This window comes from Amycolatopsis sp. PS_44_ISF1 (assembly GCF_032335455.1).
GTDB lineage: Bacteria > Actinomycetota > Actinomycetes > Mycobacteriales > Pseudonocardiaceae > Amycolatopsis.
Map to the genome: position 1 here is coordinate 465,675 of NZ_JANUXO010000002.1, position 26,090 is coordinate 491,764.

The window sequence follows — 26,090 nt, forward strand, 5'->3', positions numbered from 1 at the left end:
ATGAACCTCGAATTCAACGAAGATCAGCGGCTGCTGTTCGAGACCGTGGACGCCGCGGTCGGCCGGGGCTACCCGGCGGGCGGGCGCGCGGCCGCGACCGGCACCGGGCTCGGCTGGAACGCCAAGGTCTGGTCCACCCTGGGCGAGCTGGGGCTGACCGGGCTGACCGTCGCCGAGGACCACGACGGCGTCGGCGCGGGACCGGTGGAGGTCTACGCGACGCTGGAGGCGATGGGCAAGCACGCCGCGGCCGAGCCGCTGCTGGACGGCGTCTTCCTGCCCTCGTGGCTGATCGCCGCGCTCGGCACGGCGGAGCAGGCCAAGCAGCTCTTGCCCGAGCTGGCGGGCGGCGGCACCACCATCGCGGTCGCGCACGCCGAGCCGGGCCGGCCCTGGGGCGCCGCCCGCGCGGTGACCGCCACCGCAGCGGGCACGCTCACCGGCGTCAAGGCACCGGTGCGCCACGCCGACCAGGCCGGGCGCCTCCTGGTCACCGCGACCGCCGAAGACGGCCGGACGCAGGTGTACCTCGTCGATGCCGGGGCCGAGGGCAGCACCCGCACGGACGGCCGCTCGGCGGACTGGAGCCACGCGTCGCAGGTCGAGTTCGCCGACACGCCCGCGGTGCTGCTCGGCACCGGGGAAGCCGACGCCGCGGCCGGGCTCGCCACCGCCTTCGCCCGCGCGCGGGTGGCGGTGACCGGCGAGGCGATCGGGCTGATGGAGACCGGCTTGGCGCTGACCGTGGAGTACCTCAAGACGCGCAAGCAGTTCGGGGTCCCGCTCGCCAGCTTCCAGGCGCTCGTGCACCGCGCGGCCGACCTGTACGCGAAGGTCGAGCTGGCCCGTTCGATGGCGTTGTGGGCGACTGCCGCGCTGGAAGCCCGCGACAACGGCGCGGAGGTCGACCTGGGCTCGGTGGCCGACGACGCGTTCGTCTTCGTCGCCGACGCGGCCACCACCGCGGCCGAGGAGATCGTCCAGCTCCACGGCGGCATCGGCATGACCTACGAATCCGAGGTCGGCCACCACGCCGCCCGGCTGACCGCGATCACCGAGAGCTTCGGCGGGGTCGACGCGGCCCGCCGGCGCGCCCTGGCGTCGGACGCTCTGCTGGACCCGCCTTCGGCCCTGCTGAACAACGCGGAGGCGGTCACCGCCTGACCGCCGGGCCCGGAACCGGTGACGGTGCGGTACCCGCCCGCCGTCGCCGGTTCAGGCGCGCCGGGTCCGTCCCGCGCGTCCCGGGGGCTCGGGCCGGTTCCCGTCAGCCCCGGCCGGCGAGGACGGCCAGCAGTTCCGCCGCCACCGCCCGCGCGTCCGCCCCGGCGGCGAACACGTAGTGGTCCGGGCGCACCGCCGCCGCGGCCGCGCCGAGGCCGGCCAGCCAGCGCCGGTGCGTCCCGTCCGGGTCGGTCACCACCGGACCGCCCGGGCGGCGGCCGAAGCCGACCACCTCGACCCCGGCCGCCCCGAGCGCGGCCAGGTCGAGGCCGGGCAGTGCCTCCTCGGTCACCAGCAGGCGGAAACCCCCGCCGACGAGGTCGTCCAGCCGCCCGGTCCGCCGTCCGTCCCCGGCCCGGCCCTGCACCGACAACCCGCCCCCGCCGCGGCCGAGCAGCCCGGGGCCGAGGTCCGGCAGGCTGATGCGCTCCGGTGCTCCGAGCGCGCCGCGCCGCGCCACCAGCCGCGCGTCCCGCTCCCGGGCCAGCGCCGGATCGCGCAGCGTGTGCTGGCGGCCCAGCTCCATGCTCGTGGCGAGCACCCCGCGCACGTGCGGCTCCCGTTCGCTCTGGTAGGTGTCGAGCACGTCCCCGTCCCACCCTCCCCGCAGCACGAGGTCCAGCTTGAACGCGAGGTTCACCGCGTCGCGCACCCCCGAGCACAGGCCCTGGCCCAGGAACGGTGGCATCTGGTGCGCGGCGTCCCCGGCGAGCAGCACGCGCCGCTCGCGCCACCGGTGGGCGACCAGCGACCGGAACACGTAGGTGGCGACCCGCTCGAGGTCGGCCTCTTCCCGGGAGAGGTACCGCGCCACCCGCGTCCAGGCGTCCTGCTCGGTGCGGTGCTCCTCGATCTCCCCGGCGTCTTCGAGCATGAAGCAGAACCGCTGGCGCCGGGCCCCCGTGGTCAGCACGGTGGTCGGTTCGGCCGGGTCGCCGATCTGCAGGCACGAAGGCAGCCCCAGCTCGGCGGCCGGGCGCCGCAGCGCGAAGTCGCAGACCAGCCACGGCTCGGCGAAGCCCAGATCGTCCTGACCGATGCCCAGCGCCTCGCGAACGAAGCTGTTGCCCCCGTCGCAGCCGACCACATAACGGGCGGAGACCGGGCCGCCGTGGTCCGTCCGCAGGGTGACGTGGTCCTCGTGCTGGTCCAGACCGGTCACCGTGGTGGCGTACCGGACGTCCACTTCGGACATCGCGGCGCACCGGGCGTGCAGCGCGTGCTCCAGACTCGGCTGGTGGAACATGGCCAGGTCGGGCCAGCCGCTGGGCCCGGCCTCCGGGCAGTCCATGGCGATCAGCAGCTCACCCGCGCCGTTGCGCCACTCGTAGGTCTTCTGGGGGTGGAGCCCGAGTTCCCCGCCGATCCCCAGCCCGGCGAACGTGCGCATGGTCTCGCCGTCGAAGCTCGCGGCCCGGGGCAGCCCGTAGCGGCCCGGGTACCGCTCGAACGCCACGACGGAATGCCCGGCCTCGCCCAGCAGCGCCGCGAGCGTCAGGCCCACCGGACCGCACCCGACCACGGCGACGTCCACCGGTGCTTCTCCCGCGGACACCGGCTTCACGGCTCCAGCACCAGCTTTCCGGGCGCGTGCCCGTCCAGCCCGGACTGGTGGGCCTTCGCCGCCTCCGCCAGCGGGTGGACGGCGCTGATCACCACCTGCAGCGCGCCGGTCCCCGCCAGCTCGGCCAGCTCGGCGCGGGCGGCGTTGCGGAGCTCGGTGCCCGCGTCCTGCCCCGGCCCGTAGCCGAGCACCTTGATCCCGGCGGCCAGGTGCCGGTCGTCCCCGCTGATCGTGGCGATGCGCTGCCGGTCGGCGACGAGTTCCAGCGAGGTCTCGAACGCTTCGCCGGTGCCGACCAGGTCGACCGCGGCGGTGATCCCGCCGGGCGCGGCGGCCCGCACCCGGTCCGGCAGCCCGGGACCGTAGGTCACGGGCGTGGCGCCGAAGCCGCGCAACCGGCCGTGGTTGCGTTCCGCGGCCGTGGCGATCACCGTCGCGCCCCGGGCGATGGCGAGCTGCACGGTCATCAGGCCGACCCCGCCGGACGCGCCGTGGACCAGCACGGTGTCGCCCTCACCGGCCCCGGCGGCGTGCAGGACGTGCGTGGCCGTGGTGCCGGCCAGCATCAGCGCCCCGGCCTCGGCCCAGCCCAGCCCGGCGGGCTTGCGGATCAGCGAGCCGAGCGGCGCGGTGACGTAGTCGGCGTAGGCGGCCGTGGCCGGGAACACGATCACCTCGTCCCCGGGCGCGAACCCGGTCACCTCCGGCCCGGCGGCGGTGATCACGCCCGCGCACTCCAGGCCGAGCGAGGGCAGCTCGTCGGCGGCGACCCCGGCGGAGTCCTGGTGCTCCTCCTCGACGTCGTGGAAGGCACCGCTGTAGAGCTTCCAGTCGATGGGGTTGACCCCGGCCGCACGCACCCGGACGACCACTTCTCCGGCGGCGGGCTGCGGGACGGGGACCTCGAAGACGGCCAGGACGCCGGGGGCGCCGTAAGCGGTCGGACGCACGATCCGGGCGGGGGTCTCTGCTGCTGTTTCGGTCATGGACCCAGTCTCGGACCGCTCCGACTTGATGTCCAATGCATACTTGACACTTATATGTTGCTTCAAACGCAAACCGGGAGGGCCCGTGGCCGAGCAGCTGGACCTCAACCTGTTGCGCGTGTTCGACGTGCTGATGGACACCGGCAGCGTGTCCGAGGCCGCGGCCCGGCTGCACCTGTCCGTGCCCGCGACCAGCCGGGCCCTGGGCCGGCTGCGGGTGGCCATGCACGACCCGATCCTGGTGCGCGCCGGTCGTGGCCTGGTGCCCACGCCGTTCGCGCTGGCCTCGGCGGCCAAGGTCAAAGCGCTGCTGGAAGCCGCGGCCGGGCTCCGGGCCGACCCCGAGGGCAGCGATCCGCGGACCTGGCAGCGCACCTTCGCCATCCGGGTCAACGACGGGCTCGTCCCGGCCCTCGCCCCGCGCCTGATCAACCGGATCGCGGCCGAGGCCCCGGACGTCCGCCTGCGGTTCGCCGCCCAGGACTCGAAGGAGCCCGACCAGCTCCGCGACGGCTCGCTCGACCTGGAGATCGGCCTCGCCGGCCCGGTCCCGCCGGACCTGGTGACCCGGCCGCTGTTCCCGGACCACTTCGTGGCGCTGGTGGCGGCCGATTCCCCGCTGGGCCGGGCCCCGGCGCTGACGGTGGACGACCTGTGCGCGCACCCGCACATCTCCGCCTCCCGCCGGGGCCGGTCGCGCGGCCCGCTCGACGAGGCGCTGGAACGCGTGGGCCGCTCCCGCCGGGTGATCGCGGTCGTCCCGTCCTACGCGGTGGCCTGCCTGATCGCGCTGGAGGAGGACGCTCTCTGCCTGGTCTCCCGGGTGATGGCCCAGCACCTGGTCGAACGCGGGGTGCCCGTGCGGTGGCACGAGGTCCCGCTGGAGCTGCCGCCGGTCGAGGTCGAGCTGCGCTGGCACCGCCGGCTTGACGAAGACCCGGCGTCGCGCTGGCTGCGCGACCACCTGGCCGCCGCGGTCCAGCCCTTGATCGACTCGCTCGGGTAGGGCATCCGGCCGCCCTCGGCTTCGGTGAACCCGTGCCGGAAGGGGCGGCGAACTCCGGGTCATCGTGGGCGGGCCCGCCCGGCGCGGGTCGTGCGCGGTGGTCACGGGTCCGGTTCCGGGGGATCGGGGGTTCAGCGCCCGGTGGCGCCGTCGATCTGCTCGCGGAGGATGTCCGCGTGGCCGGCGTGGCGCCCGGTCTCCTCGATCAGGTGGGTCAGGGCCCAGCGGACGCTCGGCGCGGGGCGCCCCGGCCGGGGCAGCGGGGCCCCGGGATCGGCGCACTCGTCGAGCACGGCGTTCGCGCGCTCGACCGTCTCCCGGTAACGGGCGACGACGTCGGCCACGCTGTCGGCGTCCGCGGCCCGGAACGTCGACGGCCAGCTCGCCACCTCCTCGCCGAGGAAGGTCGCGCGCTCGACGAAGGTCAGGTGGTTGAGCAGGCCGAGCAGGTTCGTGCCCGAGGGCACCCCGGGCGTGCGGACCTGCGGTTCGGGGGCGCCCTCGACCTTCCTGGCGATCGAGGCGCGCAGGTAGTCGAGGAAGGCGCGCAGGGTTTCGGCCTCGCTGTTGCCGGACCGGGGTGGCGGAGCGTCCGCGCGGCGGCTGGTTCGTGGAGTCGGCATGACGGGCAGTCTGGCCCGGCCCACCCGGTTCCGGCACGGAAACTTGCGGTTGTGGCAAGGTGACGCCGGTGGACCCACGAATGGACGACGTGCTCGACGCGGTCGGGCCCCGGCTCCGCGCGCTGCGCCGTGAACGCGGCATCACCCTGGCCGATCTCGCGGCGACGACCGGGGTCTCGGAGAGCACGCTGTCCCGGCTGGAGAGCGGGCAGCGCCGGGCGACCCTCGAACTGCTGCTGCCGCTGGCCGCGACCTACGGTGTCCCGCTGGACGACCTGGTCGGCGCCCCGAACACGGGCGACCCGAGGATCCACCTGAAGCCGATCCGGCGCTTCGGCCTGGTCTTCGTGCCGCTGTCCCGGCGGCCGGGCGGGATGCAGTCGTTCAAGATGATCATCCCGGCGCGGGCGGAGCCGCCGGAGCCGGATCCGAAGACCCATGAGGGCTTCGAATGGCTGTACGTCCTCAACGGCCGCCTGCGCCTGGTGCTCGGCGAACGCGACCTGGTCCTCCCGCCCGGCGAGGCGGCCGAATTCGACACGGCCCGGCCGCACTGGCTGGGCAGCGCCGACGGCGGCGCGGTCGAGCTGCTGATCCTGTTCGGGTTGTCGGGGATGCGCGCGCACCTGCGCACCAGCCCGGACCATCCGGACCGGGACGGGACCGGGTCCTAAAGGGTCCACAGTGGACAGCACCGGGCAGTCGTCGCGAAATTTACATAGGCATGTGATATAAATGGCCGATGGAACCGGAGGTCGTGACCGAAGCGTTCGACGAGGTGGTGCGGCTGGTGCTGCGGCACCTGACCGAGCCCGGCGGGCCGACGTTCACCGCGGTGATGTGCCTGGGCCGGCTGGACCGCGAGGGACCGGCCCGGCTGAGCGCGCTGGGCGCGGCGGAGGGCGTCAGCCAGCCCTCCATGAGCCAGCTCGTGCAGCGGCTGGAGCGGCTGGGCCTGGTGGCCCGCGTCAAGGATCCCGAAGACGGCCGAGCCTTCCTCATCGCGATCAGCGACGCCGGCCGAGCCCTGGTGGCCGGGCGCCTGCGGGCCCGCCACGACCGGCTGGGTGAGCTGCTGGCCACCCTTTCGCCCGAGGACGGGGTGGCCCTGCGCTCGGCGATGGAGGTTGCCGGGCCGATCGTCCGGCGCTTGATCGAGACGGCGGCGCGCTGAGCACCGTCGCTTGAGGAGGGAGATCGCATGCCCGGGTACGACGTGGTGGTGGCCGGGGGCGGCCCGGCCGGGCTGATGCTGGCCGCCGAGCTGCGGATCGGCGGGGCCTCGGTGATCGTGCTGGAACGGCGCGCCGAGAGCTCGCCGATGCTCAAGGCGGGGACGCTGAACCGGCCCAGCGTCGAAGCGCTCTACCGCCGCGGTCTGCTTCCCGAGGTGCGCCGGGCCCAGGCGGAGCCGGAGTGGTCGGTCTCGTTCCTGGCCGGCGCGGGCGGGCGGCCCCGGTTCGCGGGCCACTTCGCGGCGATCCCGCTGACCGACGAGCTGCCGGCCGAGTCCGATCCCGAGCTCGCCGGCCTGCACCCGCCGGACCTGGTCGACCTGGTGCACCAGCGCCAGGTCGAGGCGATCCTGGCCCGGCACGCGGCTGGCCTCGGCGTGCCGGTGCGCCGCGGGGCGGCGGTGACCGGCTTCCGGGAAGACGTCCGCGGGGTCACGGTCGAGGCCGCGGGGGAGCGGTTCCGGTGCGGGTGGCTCGTCGGTTGCGACGGCGGCCGCAGCACCGTGCGCAAGCTGGCCGGGTTCGATTTCCCCGGCACCGAGCCGGAGATCACCGCCTACCACGCCGTGGCCGAAATGGACGGTCTGGCGGGCCTGGCGACCGGCTGGCACACGACCCCGGCCGGGGTCTACGTCAACGACCCGCCGCGCGGGCGGATCACCACCATCGCCTTCGGCGGCGCCCCGTCCGCACGCGACACCCCCGCCACCGCCGCGGACCTGCGCGCCTCGATCCGCCACGTGACCGGCGCCGAGGTCACGATCACCGGGATCACCAGCCTGACCCGCTTCACGCCGGCCGGGCTGCTCGACACCTACACCGCCGAGCGGCACCCCCTGGGCGCGTGGGTGCTGGGCTGGACGCGGGCCCAGATCGCCCTGATGCGCCCGGACCCCCACGCCCGGGCGCTGCGCGAGGTGGTGGCCGCCCTGGCGCGGACGGCCGACGGCGCCACCTACTTCGCGAAGATGATCTCCGGCCTCCGGCAGCGCTACGAACTGCCCGGAGAGCACCCGCTGATCGGGGCCAGCGCCCCGGATTACGCCCTGGTCGACGGTTCCCGCCTGGCCGACCACCTGCACGACGGCCGCGCCCTCCTGCTGGACTCCTCGGGGTCCCTGCGCGAGCCGGCCGCGGCCTACGCCGGCCGCCTCCGGCTGGTCACCACGGCCCCGGCGGACGCCCCGGCGGTCCTGTTCGTCCGACCGGACGGGTACGTGGCCTGGGCCGGGGAGGTGGACCGGGACGCGCTGGAACCGGTTCTGGAGAGCTGGCTCGGCCCGCCCCGGGGCGGAGGCGGATAGGGCCACAGTAGACAGTCCGGAGTGGACCGAGAGCCTGCGGCCGGGACCGGCGGAAGCCTCTTCAGGCGCTGATGCTCGTCCGTCCCCTTCGGCCGGACCGGGTGCCGGTCATCCCGCGGCCGGGGGATCGGCGGCGGGGATGCCCGCGATCAGCATCGCCAGTCCTTGTTCGAACGCCTCCGTGTGGCTGAAGGGTGGCGACGGCTGGTCCGGATCGCCGGTCGTCGCGGACTGGTCCTCGTCGGCTTGCTGCTCCAGGACGCACCCGATGGTGAAGCGGCTGGCGGAGACCATCGCGATCTGCGCGGCGCGCTCCGGAACGCCCGAGGCGTAGAGGAAGTCCATCTTGCCCAGGACCCGGGCCAGCGATTCGGCCCGCGGCACCGTGCCGGCATGGAGCCGGGCCCCGTCGCGGTGCGCCAGGAGCGCCGTGCGGAAGCTTCCCGTGTTGCTCGCGAACCAGGCCCGCCAATCCTGCCCGGCCTCGGGCAGGGGCCGGGACACGTGTCCGGCCAGTGCCGCTTCGGCCATCGCGGTGAGCAGATCGGCCTTCTTCGGGAAGTGCCAGTAGAGGGACGGCTGCTCGACCCCGAGGCGCTGCGCGATGCGCCGGGTGGAAACGGCATCGAGACCGACTTCGTCCAGGATTTCCAGGGCGACTTCGACCACGGTGGTGCGGCTCAGCTTCGACACCCTTGACACCTTATCAGTGATAGGCGACGATGAGTTTACCTTTCACCGATAGGGAGCAGTGAGATGAACCAGTTGAGCAACGGCGGCCGGATGCGCGTGCTGATCGTCGGAGGCGGTGTCGCCGGTCAAGCCGCGGCGTTCTGGCTGCGGCGGGCCGGTCACGAGATCGTGGTGATCGAGCGGCACCCCGGGCTGCGGGCTTCGGGCGCCCAGGTCGACCTGCGCGGCCAGGGCATCGAAGCCGTCGAACGGATGGGCTTGCTGCCGGCCGTCCGCGCCATCAAGGTCGCCGAGCCCGGTGTCGCGTTCGTCGACCACAAGGGCGTCCGCTGGGGGAAGGTGATGGCCAACACCTCCGGCCAGGGCGCGCAGACCATGACCTCGGAGTACGAGCTCATGCGCGGCGACCTCGTCCGGGTGCTGCGCGACGCGGTCGACGACGGGGTCGACTACCGCTACGGGGTGACCGTGGCCCGGATCGAGCAGGACGAAACCGCGGCCGTCGTCACGTTCTCCGACGACCGCGTCGAAGCCTTCGACCTGGTCATCGGGGCCGACGGGCAGGGCTCGCGGACGCGGTCCCTGGTGCTCGGCGCCGACACCCCCGAGCTGTGCCGGCCGATCGGCATCCACATGGCGTACTGGTTCGTGCCGAGGCTGCCCGCGGACGACGACATCCGCGACAGCTACCTCGCCGGGAACCGCCGGATGATCATGCGCCGGAGCCACAACGCCACCGACACGCAGGTGTACTTCTCGATGTGGGACGAGTCCGCGGAGGCGGCCGCGATCCACCGCAAGAGCACCGAGGAGCAGAAGCGCTTCTGGGCCGACCGGTACCGGGGCGCGGGCTGGCAGGCCGACCGCTTCCTCGACGGCCTCGGCGACACGGAGTTCTTCTACTCCCAGCAGGTCGTGCAGGTGCGGGCCGAGCGGTGGTCGCGCGGCCGGGTCGTGCTGCTCGGCGACGCCGGATACTGCCCGTCGCCCTACTCCGGGATGGGGACCTCCCTGGCCCTCGTCGGCGCGCACGTGCTCGCGCACTCCCTCGCCTCGCACCCCGGCGACCTCGGAACCGCTCTTCAGCACTACGAAACCACGTTGCGCCCGTTCGTCGAGCACGTCCAGGACGCAGTGAACCCGAAGCTCCTGCGATTCGGCTTCCCCCAGGGCCGGTCCGGCGTCTACGCGATGCTCACCGTGGCCCGCGTCCTGAGCACCCTGCGCCTGCCCGAGATCGCGGCCCGGTTCGCCCGCAGCGATCGCGGCGGACAGTGGCAGCTCCCCGAGATGGCGGCGACCGGATCACCGGTGGCCTGACCGGACCCGGTCCCCCCCGGGTCGTGCAGCCGCGGCTGCGGCCCGCTCGACGGGCCGCTCACCGTGGGCGCGCTGCCGGTGCCGGTCGTGCCGTTCTCGACCGCGCCGCGTTTTCCGTGGTCCACCGTGGTCTTCCGGTCGCAGCCGGTGGTCAGGTACGGCTGCCGCGGCCCGGCCCGCGCCACTATGCACAGTCACAGTGGACACAGTCACAGTGGACATTTCCACAGTGGACGGAGTGGCCGGACCCGGGCGGCGCACGGTCATTCCTCGATGGTCAGCGGTCGGGGGAGGGCTTCGGTCCGGTCGTCGACGACCGCGCGGACCATGAGCCGGCCGGGGGTGTGCCCGGGGGCGGGCGACACCCGCAGGGTGACGGTGGTGGTGCCGCCCGGGGGGAGGACGAACGGCACCGGCGCGGCGGTGAACCGGTCGTCGCCGTCGAGCCGGACCACGCCGCCGGAGCCCTGGCCGGTGACGCTGCGCAGGGTGACGGTGATCGGCCCGGGCCCGGTCCGGGCGGGCAGCGGGTCCATCCGCACCGGGCTGGTGATCACCCGGCCGGCGAGCTTGAGGTGCCGGCGGTCGTAGCTGATCAGTCCCTTGGTGTGGTAACCGGGAACGCCGTAGGTGTCACCGGTCGCGCCGCCGGGGGTCAGCGCGAACTCGGTGGAGGTCCAGATCATCCGGCCCAGGGTGTGCGGCCGGTTTTCGAGCAGCCGGTTGTAGGTGTCGATCAACGCGGCCTGGTAGTACTCGCCGCCCTTCCCGGCCAGGTCGAGCCCGGCCGCGGCGTCGGCCCCGTACTCCGAGAGCACGATCGGCTTCCCCCCGGCGGCCGCCTGCACGGCGTCCATGTCGCCGGCGATGTCTTCGGGCTTGCCGTAGTACCAGCCGGCGTACTGGTTCGAAGCGACGAAGTCGTCGTAACCGTAGCCCTCGTCGGCAGTCCGCCAGGCGGTGACGTGGGTGTAGAGGCGGGTGGGGTCCAGAGCGCGGCCGTAGCCGATGAGCTGGCCGACGTAGGCCGCCCCGGCACCGGTGTTCGTCGCGTTCTCGTTGCCCACCGACCAGGCGAACACGGCCGGGTGACCGCGGTCGCGGTCGATCATCCGGTGCAGCATGTCCTCGGCGTAGCCGACGGTCTTCGCGCTGGCCAGTTGCGTGGCGGTGGCCTGGGTGACCGGGACCTCTTCCAGCACCAGGATGCCCAGCTCGTCGGCGGCCGCCAGCTCCCCGGGGGTGGTCGGGTAGTGGGCCGGGCGCAGCAGGGTGAAACCGCGGTCCCGCATGGTCTTCAGCTCCTGGTGGGCCAGCGCGTCCGGCTGGGTGCGGCCGAGTCCGGGGTAGTCGGCGTGGCGGTTGAAGCCCCGCAGGTCGCGCAGCGGGTGCCCGTTGAGCACGACCTCGCCCCCGGTCGTGGTGATCGTCCGGAAGCCGGTCCGGGTGGTGACCGGCGGGCCGCCGGCCGGGGCGACGGTGACCGTGTACAGCGCCGGGTCCCCGGGCGACCACAGCCGCGCCCCGGGGACCCGCAGCGGGACCGCCGGGCTCCGGCCGCCCCCGCGCGGCGCGGTGATCGTGGCCCGGGTGCGCAGGACGGTCTTCCGGTGCGCGTCGGTGACCGAGACCTCGACCGGCACCGCCCTGTCCTGCCCGGTGGTGTTGACCGTGAGCGCGCGCAGGGTGAGGGCGCCGTCCGCGGCGCCGTCGGCGGTCACCGAGCGCACCGCGACGGGTCCGGTGCGCTCGAGCCGCACGCCTTGGGTGAGCCCGCCCCAGTTCCAGTAGAGGTCGGTGTTGATCCCGTAGGAGCGGACCAGCGACGCGGTGTTGTCGGCGATCACGGCCAGGACGTTGCGGCCGGGGTGCAGCAGGCCGCCGACTTCGAGGGAGGTCGGCAGGTGCCCGCCGGTCGAGGTGCCGGCGCGCTGCCCGTTGACCCAGTAGTTGCAGGCGAAGGAGCAGCCGTCGAAGGTGAGCGTCGCGACGCCCGACGGCCCGTCCTGCCACACTTCCCGGCGGTAGAGCACCTGACCGCCGCTGTCGTCGTTCCACGCGTCGCGGACGGCCCCGTAGGAATCGGGCACGAGGACCTTCCGCAGGGCGGCATCCCGGAAACCGGGCTGGACGGCGGCGGGGGCGTCGCCCGCGAGCACCCCGGAGGGCAGCGCCTCGGCCGGGGCGAAGTCCCAGGAACCGGTCAGCTCGGCCGGGTCCGCCGCGCGCCGGGTGACCAGCGGAGTCGAGGCGCGGACCGGGCCCTGCGCGGTGACGGCTTCGGCGGTCAGGCGGTGGACTCCCGAGGGGAACCAGGACGCGTCGGTGAGCGTGCGCCAGCTCGGCGCGGAGCCGATCCCGTCGGCGTAGTGCCGGGTCACCTCGGCCACCGCGGTGTCGTCGACGCTGTAGCGCACGCTCAGGGTGTCGGCCGGGGCACTGACGTCCAAAGTGGTCAGTCCGGTCCGCACCCCGGTGGCGTCACCGGTGAACCGGACCTGGCGCGGCGGGTCGGAGCGCCGGGCCCCGGCTTCGCGCACCACCCCGGCGGCCGCGGCGGGCAGGGTGCTCAGCCCCATGGCGTTGCGCTGGAACGTCTTGTCCGGCCCCGGGTCGTGCGGCGGCGCGATCGGCTGGTCGGTCCAGTTGTCCTGCACGACGAGGTGCCCGCTCCACGGCGCCCAGGCGGAGAACCAGTGGGTGCCCGCGGTTTTCGCGCCCTGGACCACGTTGCGCTGCACGGTGTAGAAGCGGCTGCGCTCGTCGCAGTAGATGCCGTTCGCGCTGACCCCCGGCGCGAACTGGATGTCGTTGTCCTCGACGCGGGAGCCCGGGGACTGCGCCTGGGTGTAGATGGCCCCGCCGTCGTGCAGGGTCAGCATGAACCGGTGCACGGAGTTGGCCCGCACCAGCACGTCGCGCTGGGTGTCGCCGGTACCGGTGAAGTTCCAGCCCCAGCCGACGGAGATCCCGGTGTAGGGCACATCGGACACGGAGTTGTGCGAGATCTCCAGCCCGTCGGCGTACCCGCCGGTGATGCCCACGGAGTCGCGGTAATCCTGCCCGGTGTGGTCGATCGTGTTGCCGGCCACGACGTTGCCCGCGGCCTTGGCCCGCGGGTCGGCCGGGGCGTGCTGGAGGTCGCCGACGAACACGCCGCCGCCGGAAAGGTCGGTGAAGGTGCTGTCGTCGATCCGGCTGTCGCGGGTACCGCCGGCGAGCGTCACCCCGGCGCCGCCGAGGTGGGTGAACACGTCTCCGGCGAACCGGATCCGCTGCCCGCCGGAGACTTCGGCCGCCGCCGGGGTGCGCTGGTAGTCCTCGCCCGCGCCCGGCAGCGTCCCGCTGTGCGCCCCGGTGAGGTGGTACCCCGCCTGCGCGCCGACGTAGCCGTCCGGGGTGCCGGCCTGGTCCCAGCCGGTGCCGGTGAAGGTCAGCCCGGTGAAGGACAGGTCGTGCACGGGGTGGTCCAGGGTGCCCTCCAGCCGCAGCAGCCGGTCCGGTCCGGGGAGCTCGACGCGCGCGGAGCGCAGGTCCTCACCCGGGCGGGGCCGGTAGCGCAGCCGGTGGGCGGCCCGGTCGACGGCGAACTGCCCGGGCGGGCCCAGCAGCTCGGGCCGGCCTTCGAACCAGTCGACCCCCTGGTAGGCCTGCCCACGCGGGCTCGCGGACTCCCAGCCGGTCTCGGTCGGCCGGTTCGCGTTGCTCCAGCACGAAGGGGCGATCACGGCGGTCCGGCCCTCGATCTTCTGCACCGGGCAGTGGAAGTCCCGCCAGCGCGCGGAGATCACCACGCGCAACCCGGCCGGGTCGGCGATGGCGGCCAGCGCCGGGTCGATGCCGGTGATGCCGCGTTCGTCGGTCCGGCACCGGTCGGCCCGGCAACCGAACCCGCGCGCCGCCACGGCCCGGACCCCGTCGACGTAGATCGAGGTCGGGTCGGTGCCGTCGGTGCCGTTGGGCATGGGCGCCGACCAGTAACGCGGGTCGGCCGGATCGGGCTGCCAGCCGGAGACCGGTTCGGCGCCGCTGAGGACCGGCTTCGCCCCGGCCGCCGCGGTGTAGGTGATCCGGTGACCGTGGCGGCCCGAGTCGGCTTCGGTGAACCGCAGCGGCTCGGTGAGGCGGTATTCGCCGTCATCGAGCCGCACGGTCACGTCACCGTTTTCGCTGCGTCCGGCGGCAAGGCGCTTCGCCGTCTCCAGTGAGCAGGGGGCCGGGAGCGAGCAGGCGGTTCCGGTGCCGCTCGGGGCGGCGGAGAGCACCGAAGGCGGCCCGGCCGCAGCCGCGGCCGGGACGGGAATCCCCGCGACGAGCATCGCGAGCACCAGGGTCCGGGTGGTTCGGGGCACCAGTTTTCTCCCATCCGGCGGCGGTGAGAGGAGGCCCGGCCGAGGCGAAGGCACCGAGCCGGCTGACGTTGTCCAGTAGCCAAACACCGTTGATTGAACATGTCAATAGAACAATTGTTTCGATCAATTTCGAGCATTCAGGCTGTTCATATATCTGAATGAGCCGGGGGAGGGGTCGCCGGGGCGGATCCGGGATGGATCACAGTGGGCCGGACGGTCTTTTCCCGGGGCCGCGAGTGTGCCAGCGTCGCCGGTGTGGAACCGACCTCCGAGACGACCGGCGAACCCGGCACGGACCCGATCGAGGCCCGGCGTTATCTACTGCGTCAAGTGGTCAAGCTGGTCGCGGTGGTGGGGCTGGCTTACTTCGCCGGGGTGGGGATCAACTTCGCGATGGGCCGTTCCGACCCGTGGATTCACGGAGCCGTCCCCGGCGTGATCACCCTGGGTTCGTCGCTCATCGCTTGGTGGCGCGCCCACCGGGCACGCCGGAACGGGAAGTGACCCGCGCCGGCGGCCGGACGCCCCGGCCTTCCTGCGGCAGGTGCCGATCGGCGCCGGAGGGTTATCCGGCCTGATCGGTTTCGAGCCACGAGGCGTAGGAACGCGGGATGCTCTCCACCACGTCCTTTTCCCGCGGAGCCCATTCGAGCGCCGCTTCGGTGGCGGAAGAGTCGATGATCTCGTCGCGGTCGAAGACCCGGTAGAGCGGGTTCTCGTCCTCGATGGGGGCGAAGCCGAGGGCCGCGGAACTGCCGGTGGCCCGCGCGGCGGCCTGGACGACGGCCATCGCCGAGACGGGGTGCGCGTCGGCCACCAGGTAGCTGCGGCCGTCGTGGTGGCCGGGGTCCCGCAGCACGGCGGTGTAGGCCCGCGCCAGGTCGTCGACGTGGATCCACGACCACACCTTGTCGCGCCGTCCGCGGTGCACCGGCCCGGTGTCGCGCGCTTCGCGGAACCAGGTGCCGACGATCGAGCTCCGGGCGTCACCGCCGTGCACCATGCCCGGCCGCAGGATGGTGTGGGGAAGTCCTGCGTCGCGCAGTTCGGCTTCCAGCCGGGTGCGGGGGTTGCCGGGGTCGAGAGGCGTGCCGGGCGTCAGCAGTGCGTGGCTGTGCTCGCCGTACGCCGAGCATCCGCTCGTGTACACCAGGTGCTTCCGGCCGTCGGCGGCGTCGAGGGCCGCGAACAGCGCACGGTCGCCGCCGGTGGAGTCGTCCGGGTCGTAGGCGGTGTGGACCACGGCGTCGACCTCGGAGATCGAGGCGGTGAGCGCCGCGCGATCGGTGAGCTGCCCGGGCACCGGCCGGACGCCCAGGCCCGCCAGGGCCGCGCCACCGGCCGAGCCGGGGTTCCGGGTCAGGGCCGTCACCCGGTGTCCCTCGGCCGTCATCGACCGGGCGACGGAGTACCCGATGTACCCGGTACCCCCGGTGAGCAGTACGCGCATCACCGGACCCTATCGCGGCCCCTCGGGGCGATGACCGCAAGCTTCCCGAGGCCCGGGAAAAGTGAGCCTTGACACTGTGCGGCTTAGTTAAGACACTGTGTGAACAAATTATGCGCAGGTCAGAAGCGATCTTGTCACCCAGCTGGAGGCATGTATGCCCACCTCTCGACGTCCTGTGCTCGCCGTCGTGGCGGTGGTGGCGACCGGCCTGATCGGCGTTCCGGGCGCGGCGGCCGCGGTGCCGGCCACCGTGTCGGTCGGCGCGGTGGGTCCGTATGCCTATCCCACCGACACGCCCGCGTCGGCGTTCACCGACCGGGACGGGACGTTCTACTTCCAGCAGTCCGCGGCCCTCTACGGACAGGAGGGCCCGCGGGAGTGGGAGTTCTACACCGGCGCGGACTTCGATTCGGCGACCAAGTCCGCGGCGCTGAGCACCGCGGTGAACCCGGCCGAGCCGCGGGACCGCAACAACGACACCACGTGGCGGTGCAACACCAGCCCGACCGGTAAGGAGGCCACCGACCCGCCGGCGGGTTCGGGCTACACGCAGAAGAACTTCTGCGATCTGCTGGGCACCTGGGTCGATCCGGACACCGGCGACTGGTACGGCCTGGTGCACAACGAGTTCACCCCGGAGCCGTTCGGGGCCTACTCGTTCTCGCACTACGACTCGATCGACTGGGCGGTCTCGGCCGACCGGGGCCGCACCTGGCGGATCAAGGGGCACGCGATCACCTCGCCGTACTCCACGAAACGAGGCGACACGACGGCGTTCCCCCACCAGACCTTCGACTACGGGGACGGCGATCCGCGCCTGTTCGCGGACCCGAAGTCCGGCTACTTCTACGTCTACTACGGCTCCCGCATCGTGCCCAAGGCCGGGGCGGGCGGTCAGATGGTGGCCCTGGCGCACGTGGCGCGGGCGCCGATGTCCGGCAAGATGGGCACCGGAACCTGGCAGAAGTGGTACGACGGCCGGTGGTCCGAGCCGGGCGTCGGGGGCCGGGAAAGCAACATGGTGCCGGTCGACGCCGGCCACCCGCAGGGCTACACCCCGGTGGCGCAGGACTACGACCCGGCCAACACCGGCAACGTCGACCAGCAGGTCGCCGCCGGGAAGGTGCCGTCCAAGTCGCCGTTGCTGGTGATGAACATCGCCTACGACGCGCACCTGGGCCTGTACCTCGGTGAACCCGAAGTGGTCGACCAGAGCCACCCCGCGCCGCAGCAGCTCTACGTCACCGACGACCTGGCCACGCAGAAGTGGCGCCTGATCGGGGACACCGGCGCCTACCGGTCCGGTTCCTGGTACCGGTGGATGGTCGACAACGCCAACCGCACCAATCCCACGATCATCGGCCGCACCTTCCGCTCGTACTGCTCCATCCAGTGCGCCGGCTCCGACGGCGAGTACGCCGACTACACCGTCGACGGCCCGTCCGCGAGCCCGGTCGACCCGGCCAGGACCTACCGGCTCGCCAGCGGCACCGGGCGGGTGCTGACGCAGGTCCCGGGCAGCTCGGCCACCACGTCGGTGTTCTTCGGCTGGGGGGACCTGGCCGCCTGGCGGTTCGTCCCGACCGGCGACGGCGCCTACCGCATCACCAACGCTTCGACCGGTCTGTCCCTCGGGGTGTCCGACACCCCCGGCGACCGGGCCTGGGGCACCCGGCTCACCGCCGCCGCACCGGACCCGGGCCGCCCCTCGGTCGGCCGGCAGTGGTTCGTCATCCCCCTCGGTGGTGGGGGATACCGCCTGGTCAACCGCTACAGCGGGCTCGTGCTGGGGCTCTCGGCCCAGTGGGGTCGTCAGGCGGAGACGACACCGCAGCGGTCGTGGACGAACCGGACCGGCAGCCCCGTGGGCGGGACGCGCACCGCCGCCGAGCAGACCATCGGCCTCACCGCCATCCGCGGTCACTAGCCGCCAGGACGTTCCTCGCGCGCCCGGTGCCGGCACCGCGTCCGGTGCCGTCACCGGGCTCCGCTCCGCAGACCTGAGCCAACCCGTCGAACTCCGGTCACCCCGGCCGGATCCGATCCGAAGAGGTGCTGCCATGCTCCGCAAGATCAAGCTCGCCGCCGTGCTCACGACCGCTCTGGCGGCCACCGTGCTGAACGGCGCGGGCTCCGCTCACGCCGCCACCGGTGAGACGCCGGGGACCTACTCGCCCTGGTCCGCCCCGGGGGACGCCAGCTGGTTCACCATGCCGATGAACCTGGAGCACGATCCGGGCGACTACAACGCCTACTGGTCGACGCAGTTCAGCTTCACCGGTTCCGCCAGCGGCTACCTCGGGTTCCAGACCCACGCGGACGGCAACGGCATGTTCCTGGTCTCGGTGTGGAACGGCACGAGCGCCACGCCGGGTGACCACGGCTCCTACTGCAGCGACTTCAGCGAGGGCGGCACGGGCAAGACCTGCCGCAACGACTCCCGGCCGGTGGCCGGCCACCAGTACGAACTGAGCGGGGTCCGCCAGGACGACGGCCGCTGGCAGTTCCTCAGCAAGGACCTGACCGCCGGTACCACCGTGGTGCTCGGCACCATCGGGTTCGCCGGGGGCAACGCCATCTCGGCCGGGTCGTTCGACAGCTGGACCGAGTACTTCGACTGGAACAACCCGGCCACCCGGTGCTCGGACGCGAAGTACTCGAAGCTGCTGTTCGGGGTGCCCCGGACCAGCGCGGGCACGGGAACCTACGGCACCCCGAGCAAGAGCAGCACGTGCCAGAACCTGGCCAAGGTCACCCTCAGCGGGGCGGGGGCGCTGCACGAGGACGGGATAGGTCAGTGACCGGGGGAGACTCGCCCGCGGGGCGGGGCGCTCACCGGCGGACCGCGGGCAGCGGCCGCGGCTGATCCCGCAGCGGCGCGGCACCGGGGTCGGCGAACACCTCGTCGATCACGGTCTGCGCCGCCCCCCGCGCCGCGCTCGTGAAGCCCAGGGTGGAGATCCGCAGCTCGCACCGGCCCGCCTCGGGCGACATGACCTGGTCGCCGATCACCCGGGCGGCGGTGCCGATCACCAGGTCCCCGAGGATGGAGAAGTAGCCGCCGAGCACCACCACCTGCGGGTTCAGCACGTCGATGAGCAGGCCGACGCCCAGTCCGAGATCGGCGCCGATGCGGTCGAGCGCGGCCCGCGTGCGGGGCTCGCCCGCCAGCGCCCGAGCCCGGATCTCGGTGAGCCGGTCCTCGAGGTCGCGGCGGGGGTCGCGGACGGGGTCGCCGGGGTCGGAGGCGTGCCGCATCAGGGCCGTCAGGCCGACCATCGTCTCCCAGCAGCCGCGCCGGCCGCAGGCGCACAGCTCGCCGCCGGGCGCCAGCGGCATGTGGCCGACCTCTCCGGCGTTGCCGGTGCTGCCCGTCACCGGCCGCCCGCCGGCGATGATCCCCGCACCGATGCCGGTGTCGCCGGTGATGTAGAGCAGGTCGCGGATCCCGTGGCCGGCGACGAGACCGTACTCGGCGACCGCGCCGAGCTTCGCGTCGTTGCCCAGGCCCAGCGGCGGCGCCGCGCGGCCGAGGCGGTCGGTCAGCTCCTTCACCAGCGGCAGCCGGGTCCAGCCGAGGTTGGCGGCGAAGGTCACGACGCCGGTGGCGGGATCGATCTCGCCCGGGGAAGCGACCGTGATCCCGACGACGTCGACGCCGTTCGCGCGGACCGCTCCCATGGCTTCCCGGGCGAGCCCGGCGATCGAGTCCAGGGCGCGGTCCGGCGACTCGATGGTCCGGTGCCGGTGGGTGAGCACGTCGCCGCGCACGTTCACCGCGATGGCGCGCACGTAACCCGCGCTGACTTCGATGCCCAGGCCGGCCAGGTGCGCGCCGTGCAGCTCGACCGCCTGCTGGGGCCGCCCGACCCCGCCGGCCCGGTTCACCTTGCCCTCGCGGACCAACTCCCGTGCCGCGAGTTCGCTGACCAGAGCGGAAACGGTCGCCTTCGGCAGATCGAGGTCCTCGGCGAGCTGCGTGCGCGAGCGCGGCCCCAGCGCCCGCAACTGGGTCAGGACGCGGGAAAGATTGGAGGCCCGCAGCGACGCCCGTCCGCCGACCGGCGGACGGAAGCCCGGCGCACCGGCCGAAGCCGCGTTTCGGTGCACACTCCCCTCCGGTCCCATCACGTTCGTTCCCACCGGGGAGTGCCGGGCCGGGCAGCTCCCGCCGACCCCCGCATCCCCCTGCTGCGACCATAGCCGAACCGTGCCCCGCCCGGCCGGGGACACCAGCTCAGTCGAACGCCGTGGGGGGCAGGGCCAGCACCCGTTCCCTGGTGCCGCGGACGTGGGCTCGCATGGCGGCTTCGGCCTGCGGCGGATCGGCTCGCCGGATCGCTTCGACCACCGCGACGTGGTCGGCCAGCGCGGTTTCGCCGAGACCCTCCGAACCCGCGAGCTGGGCGTGGCGCAGCTGGAAGCTGAAGGTCAGGATGTGCAGGTTGGTGACCAGTTCGGTGAGCCGCGGACGGCCGGCGATGACCAGGATCGCTTCGTGCAGCCCCGCGGCGTCGTCGATCCGCCGGCCGGCGCTGCCGCCGGACGCACCCTCCTGCTCGCGCTCGATGGCCGCGGACAGGGACTCGGCGTGGCCGGGCTCGGTGATGTTGACCGCGGCCAGGCGCGCGGCCAGTCCTTCGAGGACTTCGCTGAGGTCGTAGAGCTCAGCCACTTCGTCCCGGGTCCGGCGGCGGATGGACGCGCCGCGGTACGGCTCGACCCGCAGCAGCCCTTCGCTGGCCAGGTAGGCGAAAGCTTCGCGGAGCGAATTGCGCCCGACCCCGATTTCCGTGGCCAGGTCGGCCTCCACCAGCCGCTGGCCGGGGACGTAGCGGCCGATGCGGATGCCCGCGCGCAGCGCGGCCACGGCCAGTTGCGTGCCGGTGAGCGGGTGACCGGCGCGGTCCTCCCGGCCGGTCTCGCTCCGCCCGCCGTTGCGGCTGGATTCCTGGATCACGTGTCTTCTCCCGACTGCGCTCGCTCAGCGCCCGCGACGCCCCGGCCACTGTAGGGGCGGCTTGACCGTTCCACCAAATCGTCCGACAATATGGTGGGATGATTACCACGGGAGAGGACCTGACCATGCTGATCGAACCCCGAGAAGAGCGGCTGGCGCGACGCGTCGCCGAGCTGTACGCCACGGATCGGCAGTTCGCCGACGCCGAGCCGGACCCCACCGTCAGCGAGCTGGTCGAGCGAGCCGGATCCCGGCTGCCGGAGATCGTGCGGACGGTGCTGGAGGGCTACGCCGAGCGCCCCGCACTGGGACAGCGTGCGGTCCGCTTCGCCGAGGAACCGGGCATCGGCCGGACGTCGGCGCAACTGCTGCCCCGCTTCGACACCATCACCTACCGGCAGCTGGGTGACCGGGCCGGCGCGGTCGCCGCCGCCTGGGCCGGCGATCCGGTCGAACCCGGCGACCGGGTCTGCGTCCTGGGTTTCACCAGTCTCGACCACACCGTCGTCGAACTGGCCCTTCTCCTGCTGGAAGCCGTGCCGGTGCCGCTGCAGGCCAGCGCGCCGGCCGCCCGGCTGCGGCCGGTGGTGGCCGAAACCGAGCCGGTCGTGCTGGCCACGAGCGTGGACTGCCTGCCGGTGGCCGTCGAGCTGGTTTCGGCCGGCCCGGCGCCGGCCCGGCTGGTCGTCTTCGACTACCACCCGCAGGTCGACGACCACCGTGAGGCCGTCGAAGCGGCGCGGACCCGGTTGGCCGGTCTGGCCTGCCCGGTGGCCGTCGAGCCGCTGGCCGAAGTGCTGGCCCGCGGCGCCACGCGGCCGGCGGTGACGACGGCGTCCCGGGAGGACGACGGGCCGGCGTTGCTGATCTACACCTCAGGCAGCACCGGGACGCCGAAGGGCGCGATCTACCGCCGGGAGCTGGTCGCCCACACCTGGCGCAGCTCCACCCTGACGATCGCGCGGAACGAGCGCGTCACCCCCTCGATCACGCTGAACTTCCGGCCGATGAGCCACGTCGTCGGGCGCGCGGCCCTCTTCGGCACCCTCGGCGCCGGGGGCACCGCGTATTTTGCGGCCCAGCGCGATCTTTCGACCTTTTCCGACGACCTCGCGCTGGTGCGGCCCACCCGGCTGGACTTCGTGCCGCGAGTGTGGGAAATGCTCAATGAGGAGTACCGCCGCGAGGTGGACTCGCGAGCCGCCGGGCGGGGCGACCGCGAGGCGGTCGAAGCGCAGGTGATGGCCGAGCAACGGCAGAACCTGCTCGGTGGGAGGCAGGTGGCGGCGTCGACCGGCTCCGCGCCGATGGCGGCGGACCTGCGAGCCTGGGCGGAGGCGTGCACCGAACTGCACGTGGCGGACACCTTCGGCCTGACCGAATCGCTCCTGGTGCTCATCGACGGCCGCGTGCAACGCCCGCCGGTGATCGACTACAAGCTGGTCGACGTCCCCGAGCTGGGCTACTTCGGCAGCGACCGGCCCCATCCCCGCGGGGAGCTGGCGGTCAAGTCGATGACGCAGTTCGCCGGCTACTACCGGCGGCCGGAACTGACCGCGGGCGCGTTCGATCCGGACGGTTACTACCGGACCGGCGACATCATGGCCGAAGTGGCTCCCGATCACCTGGCCTACATCGACCGCCGCAACAACGTCCTGAAGCTGTCCCAGGGCGAATTCATCACCGTGGCCAAGCTGGAGGCGATCTTCGGCGGTGCGGCGCCGGTGCGTCAGATCTACCTCTACGCCAACAGCGCGCGCTCCTATCCGCTCGCCGTCGTCGTACCCACCGAGGACGCGCTGGGCCGGTACGACCCCGGTGCCCTGAAGCGGCTGATCAACGAGTCGCTGCGCGAGACCGCCAAGCTCGCCGGCCTGGAGTCCTACGAGCTTCCCCGCGACATCATCGTCGGGACGATTCCGTTCAGCGCGGACAACGGGCTCCTGACCGACCTCGGCAAGCCGGCACAGAAGAAGCTCCAGCAGCGCTACGGTGCGCAGCTCGAGCAGTTGTACGGTGAACTGGCCCAGGACCAGGCTGGCCAGCTGCGCGCGCTGCGCGAGGGTTCGGCCGACCGGCCGGTGCTGGACACCGTGAGCCGGGCCGCGGCGGCGGTGCTGGGCGCCGGGGACACCGAACTGGAACCGACCGCGCACTTCGCCGATCTGGGTGGGGATTCGCTGTCGGCGTTGACCTTCGGCAATCTGCTGCGCGAGATCTTCGACCTCGAGGTGCCGGTGGGAGTCATCGTCAGCCCGGCGACCGATCTGGCCGCGCTCGCCGGATACATCGAACTGCGGCGCGCGGGTTCCCGGCGGCCCGACTTCGCCGGAGTGCACGGCCGCGCCGCCACGACCGTGCGAGCCGGCGACCTCACCCTGGACAAGTTCCTCGATGCCGGCACCCTGGCGGCGGCGCCGGCCCTCCCCGGGGCGGCGACGGGGGTCCGCACCGTGCTGCTGACCGGCGCGACCGGTTTCCTGGGCCGCTACCTGGTGCTGGAGTGGCTGAAGCGGATGGATTCCTTGGGGGGCAGAGTGATCGCTCTGGTACGCGCCCCGTCCGACGAGGCGGCCCGGGCCCGGCTGGACCGGGCGTTCGACTGCGGCGACCCCGAACTGCTCAGCCACTACCACCGGCTCGCCGCCGGCCGCCTGGAGGTCATCGCCGGGGACAAGGCCGAAGCCGACCTGGGCCTGGACCAGGCGACCTGGCGGCGGCTGGCCGAAACCGTCGACGCCATCGTCGACCCGGCCGCGCTGGTCAACCACGTGCTGCCCTACCGGGAGCTGTTCGGCCCGAACGCGCTGGGCACCGCCGAGCTGATCAAGCTCGCGCTGACCACGAAGATCAAGCCCTACACCTACGTGTCGACGATCGGGGTGGGCGACCAGATCGAACCGGGCCGGTTCACCGAGGACGGTGACATCCGGCGGATCAGCGCTGCCCGTGCCGTGAACGACGGCTACGCCAACGGTTACGGCACCAGCAAATGGGCCGGTGAAGTGCTGCTGCGCGAGGCCAACGACCTGTGCGGGCTGCCGGTGACGGTGTTCCGCTGCGGCATGATCCTGACCGACACCGGCTACGCCGGGCAGCTCAACCTGCCGGACATGTTCACCCGGCTGATGTTTTCGCTGATCGCCACCGGGATCGCGCCCGGCTCCTTCTACGAGCTGGACGCCGCCGGCCACCGGCAACGCGCGCACTACGACGGGCTCCCGGTCGGCTTCATCGCCGGCGCCATCACCACGCTCGCCGCCGGCGCCGGGGGTGGGTTCACCACCTACCACGTGACGAACCCCCACGACGACGGCCTGGGCCTGGACGAGTTCGTCGGCTGGCTGACCGACGCCGGCCACCCGATCACGCGAGTGGCCGACTACGGCGAATGGCTGCGCCGCTTCGAAACCGCTTTGCGGGCCCTGCCGGAAAAGCAGCGCCAAGCCTCATTGCTGCCGCTGCTGCACAACTACCGGAACCCGTCCGCCCCCACCGCCGGATCGCCGGTCCCCACCGACCGGTTCCGGGCGGCGGTGCGGAAGGAAGAACTCCCTCCCAGCGGCGACATCCCGCAGATCTCACGGCCGATCATCCTCAAGTACGCCACCGGCCTCCGGCAGCTCTGCCTGCTGTGAAGTTCTCGGCTGGAGGATAAAACCCGCAGTAGCGGCGAACGATGGCTGAGCCGGGAACCCCCGGAGCGGGTTGCACGCTCCGGGGGTTTCTCCGGCTCGGTGCGGCCGGGAAAAGAAAAAACCACGTCCACCGGCGTGAACGTGGCTTGTCCGGTCGGGCTGACAGGATTCGAACCTGCGACCCCTTGACCCCCAGTCAAGTGCGCTACCAAACTGCGCCACAGCCCGGACCCGCGCCCCGTGGGGTGCGATGGGAGTACTTTAGCGGGTCGCCGCCGGGGGGTTGCAGGGAGGTCGCCTTCCGGGGTTGACCTGCGGGGAACCCGCCCCGGCGGGGGTGGGTGCGCCGGGGCGGGGGCGGGCGGGGGTCAGTGGGGGTTGGCGGCGTGGGTGAGGGTTTGCCAGGCCACGAACAGGTTGTTCGTGCCGGCCGGGCGCTGGTTTTCGGTCAGCGTCTGGGTGTTGGTCATCGCGATGCCCAGGCGGGTGTGCAGGGCGTCGAAGCCGACCTCGGTGACCGGGCCGAGGCCCAGGGTCAGTTTGCCGCCGCACAGGGTGCCGGGGACGGCGGCGCCGAGCTGGTACTTCGACTGGAAGCCCAGGGCCTGGCGGAGGCGTTCGCCGACGTCGGTGCCGTAGAGGTCCTGGCCCTGGATACGGGAGGTCTCCGCGACGTCGGCGATCGAGGCGATGCCGTAGCCGGTGTGCACGAAGTCGCGGCAGGTTTCCTGGGTCAGGCCGGTGAGGAAGGTGCTCTGGCCCTGCCAGTAGCGCACGATCTGGTCGCGGGTGTTCAGGCCGCTGCCGGGCACCGTCTTGGGCAGGGCGCCGTCGGTGGAGAGGTAGACGTAGGCCGCCACGCGGTTGCGGTAGCGGGACATCGCGGAGTCGTAGCCGGCCCGGTCGTCGAGGAAGACGGAGATGCCGACGGCGGCCTCCATCATCACCAGCTCCCAGTTGCCGTTGCTGGTGCTGCCGCCGATGATCTTCGGCAGGTAGACCTCGCGCAGCATGGTCGCGAACCGGCCGGCGCCGGGCCAGTCGCCGTAGGTCGACTTGACCAGCTCCGCGGCGCGCGACCACGAGGCGCCGGCCCAGCCGGTCTGCAGGGGGGCGTTGCTGTTGGTGTGGCCGGTGATCGTGGCCGACCACGCGTCCATCAGCTCGATCGACTTCTTCGCGTAACGGTCGTCTTGCGTCAGGTACCAGGCGAGCGCGTCGGTGTAGGCGGCGATCGCGTCTTCCCGTTCATCGGTGCAGCCGAGGTTCGGATTCGAATAGGAGCCGCATTCGACCACGGAACGCGGTTTCGCGGTGCGGGAAAGGGAAGCGTACGGACTGCCCATCATCTGCTCGTAGGCGCTCTTCCACGGTTGCGCGCCGGAATTCACCTCGGTACGGATGAAATCCAGTTGCGCGCGGCTCACCAGCACCCCGGGGTGGGTGAACGCCGCCGGCGCGGCGGGGGCCGGGACGGCGGCCAAGCTCAGGCCGATCGGGAGCAGGGCGGCGAGGGTGAGGAGTTTCCTCACCCCGGAACGTCGTGCGGACATGGCTCTCCTCGGTGGGGACGGAAGGATGGTGGTGCTGGTCACCGGTGAGCGCTGAGTCCCAGTTTCACGGTCCGGACCAGAACGGTCAAGCATTTCCGGAAAATTCGAAAGAAAAGGCCGGAACAATTCAGCCCGCTGAATGGGGAAGCTATTTCCCTTCAGCGGGCTGAACTACGGTCCGC

Annotated in this window: 19 protein-coding genes and 1 tRNA gene; 10 read left to right on the forward strand and 10 right to left on the reverse strand. The window is 72.8% G+C overall.

Features of this window, described 5'->3' with window-relative positions; all coding sequences use genetic code 11:
• Nucleotides 1–1,164 (forward strand): acyl-CoA dehydrogenase family protein, encoded by a 1,164-nt coding sequence (locus tag NYF13_RS16860; RefSeq protein WP_315657952.1) that lies wholly within the window; start codon nt 1–3, stop codon nt 1,162–1,164.
• A gap of 103 nt (nt 1,165–1,267) precedes the next feature.
• On the opposite strand, the gene NYF13_RS16865 is transcribed toward NYF13_RS16860, so the two are convergent.
• Both NYF13_RS16865 and NYF13_RS16870 read right to left on the reverse strand, forming a co-directional pair.
• The gene (locus tag NYF13_RS16865) at nt 1,268–2,758 is read right to left on the reverse strand and encodes a bifunctional 3-(3-hydroxy-phenyl)propionate/3-hydroxycinnamic acid hydroxylase (RefSeq protein WP_315657953.1); all 1,491 of its coding nucleotides are present in this window, start codon (nt 2,756–2,758) and stop codon (nt 1,268–1,270) included.
• A 26-nt stretch (nt 2,759–2,784) separates the two neighbouring features.
• A complete protein-coding gene (locus NYF13_RS16870) occupies nt 2,785–3,774 on the reverse strand; it encodes an NADP-dependent oxidoreductase (protein WP_315657954.1) in 990 nt (329 codons plus the stop codon).
• Between the two features lie 85 nt (nt 3,775–3,859).
• Here NYF13_RS16870 and NYF13_RS16875 point away from each other — a divergent pair, with 85 nt between their 5' ends.
• Nucleotides 3,860–4,780 carry a LysR family transcriptional regulator gene (locus NYF13_RS16875; protein ID WP_315657955.1) on the forward strand — a complete coding sequence of 307 codons (921 nt, stop codon included), beginning with the start codon at nt 3,860–3,862 and terminating at the stop codon, nt 4,778–4,780.
• Between the two features lie 131 nt (nt 4,781–4,911).
• Here NYF13_RS16875 and NYF13_RS16880 read toward each other — a convergent pair whose 3' ends face one another.
• Nucleotides 4,912–5,403, reverse strand: a complete 492-nt coding sequence (locus tag NYF13_RS16880) for a DinB family protein (protein ID WP_315657956.1) — start codon at nt 5,401–5,403, stop codon at nt 4,912–4,914.
• 80 nt (nt 5,404–5,483) lie between these two features.
• On the opposite strand from NYF13_RS16880, the gene NYF13_RS16885 reads away from it, so the two are divergent.
• From NYF13_RS16885 to NYF13_RS16895, 3 genes are all read left to right on the forward strand, one after another.
• Entirely contained in the window at nt 5,484–6,077 is a 594-nt protein-coding gene (locus tag NYF13_RS16885; RefSeq protein WP_396287686.1) for a helix-turn-helix domain-containing protein, read from the forward strand.
• Nucleotides 6,078–6,145: 68 nt separating this feature from the next.
• Nucleotides 6,146–6,577: a MarR family transcriptional regulator gene (locus NYF13_RS16890; RefSeq protein ID WP_315657959.1), complete on the forward strand. Its 432-nt coding sequence runs from the start codon at nt 6,146–6,148 to the stop codon at nt 6,575–6,577.
• 27 nt (nt 6,578–6,604) lie between these two features.
• A complete protein-coding gene (locus NYF13_RS16895) occupies nt 6,605–7,942 on the forward strand; it encodes an FAD-dependent oxidoreductase (RefSeq protein ID WP_315657960.1) in 1,338 nt (445 codons plus the stop codon).
• Between the two features lie 108 nt (nt 7,943–8,050).
• Here the strand turns inward: NYF13_RS16895 and NYF13_RS16900 are convergent, their stop codons facing one another.
• A complete protein-coding gene (locus tag NYF13_RS16900; RefSeq protein WP_315657961.1) occupies nt 8,051–8,635 on the reverse strand; it encodes a TetR/AcrR family transcriptional regulator C-terminal domain-containing protein in 585 nt (194 codons plus the stop codon).
• Nucleotides 8,636–8,698: 63 nt separating this feature from the next.
• On the opposite strand from NYF13_RS16900, the gene NYF13_RS16905 reads away from it, so the two are divergent.
• Nucleotides 8,699–9,955: an FAD-dependent oxidoreductase gene (locus tag NYF13_RS16905; RefSeq protein ID WP_315657962.1), complete on the forward strand. Its 1,257-nt coding sequence runs from the start codon at nt 8,699–8,701 to the stop codon at nt 9,953–9,955.
• 263 nt (nt 9,956–10,218) lie between these two features.
• Here NYF13_RS16905 and NYF13_RS16910 read toward each other — a convergent pair whose 3' ends face one another.
• Nucleotides 10,219–14,307, reverse strand: a complete 4,089-nt coding sequence (locus tag NYF13_RS16910; protein WP_315657964.1) for a glycoside hydrolase family 2 TIM barrel-domain containing protein — start codon at nt 14,305–14,307, stop codon at nt 10,219–10,221.
• Between the two features lie 255 nt (nt 14,308–14,562).
• On the opposite strand from NYF13_RS16910, the gene NYF13_RS16915 reads away from it, so the two are divergent.
• On the forward strand, nt 14,563–14,811 hold the full coding sequence (locus tag NYF13_RS16915) for a hypothetical protein (RefSeq protein ID WP_315657965.1): 249 nt from the start codon (nt 14,563–14,565) through the stop codon (nt 14,809–14,811).
• 61 nt (nt 14,812–14,872) lie between these two features.
• Here the strand turns inward: NYF13_RS16915 and NYF13_RS16920 are convergent, their stop codons facing one another.
• On the reverse strand, nt 14,873–15,757 hold the full coding sequence (locus tag NYF13_RS16920) for an NAD(P)-dependent oxidoreductase (RefSeq protein WP_315657967.1): 885 nt from the start codon (nt 15,755–15,757) through the stop codon (nt 14,873–14,875).
• Between the two features lie 154 nt (nt 15,758–15,911).
• On the opposite strand from NYF13_RS16920, the gene NYF13_RS16925 reads away from it, so the two are divergent.
• Both NYF13_RS16925 and NYF13_RS16930 read left to right on the forward strand, forming a co-directional pair.
• A complete protein-coding gene (locus NYF13_RS16925) occupies nt 15,912–17,684 on the forward strand; it encodes an RICIN domain-containing protein (RefSeq protein ID WP_315657968.1) in 1,773 nt (590 codons plus the stop codon).
• 133 nt (nt 17,685–17,817) lie between these two features.
• A complete protein-coding gene (locus NYF13_RS16930; RefSeq protein WP_315657970.1) occupies nt 17,818–18,558 on the forward strand; it encodes a DUF3472 domain-containing protein in 741 nt (246 codons plus the stop codon).
• A 31-nt stretch (nt 18,559–18,589) separates the two neighbouring features.
• Here the strand turns inward: NYF13_RS16930 and NYF13_RS16935 are convergent, their stop codons facing one another.
• Nucleotides 18,590–19,867 carry an ROK family transcriptional regulator gene (locus NYF13_RS16935; RefSeq protein WP_315657972.1) on the reverse strand — a complete coding sequence of 426 codons (1,278 nt, stop codon included), beginning with the start codon at nt 19,865–19,867 and terminating at the stop codon, nt 18,590–18,592.
• 127 nt (nt 19,868–19,994) lie between these two features.
• Nucleotides 19,995–20,717: a GntR family transcriptional regulator gene (locus tag NYF13_RS16940; protein WP_315657973.1), complete on the reverse strand. Its 723-nt coding sequence runs from the start codon at nt 20,715–20,717 to the stop codon at nt 19,995–19,997.
• A 98-nt stretch (nt 20,718–20,815) separates the two neighbouring features.
• On the opposite strand from NYF13_RS16940, the gene car reads away from it, so the two are divergent.
• The gene (gene car / locus NYF13_RS16945; protein WP_315657975.1) at nt 20,816–24,355 is read left to right on the forward strand and encodes a carboxylic acid reductase; all 3,540 of its coding nucleotides are present in this window, start codon (nt 20,816–20,818) and stop codon (nt 24,353–24,355) included.
• Nucleotides 24,356–24,509: 154 nt separating this feature from the next.
• Here car and NYF13_RS16950 read toward each other — a convergent pair.
• Together NYF13_RS16950 and NYF13_RS16955 are read right to left on the reverse strand one after the other, a co-directional pair.
• Nucleotides 24,510–24,583: transfer RNA gene (locus NYF13_RS16950), tRNA-Pro, on the reverse strand.
• 140 nt (nt 24,584–24,723) lie between these two features.
• On the reverse strand, nt 24,724–25,908 hold the full coding sequence (locus NYF13_RS16955) for an alginate lyase family protein (protein ID WP_315657976.1): 1,185 nt from the start codon (nt 25,906–25,908) through the stop codon (nt 24,724–24,726).
• Between the last annotated feature and the right edge of the window lie 182 nt (nt 25,909–26,090).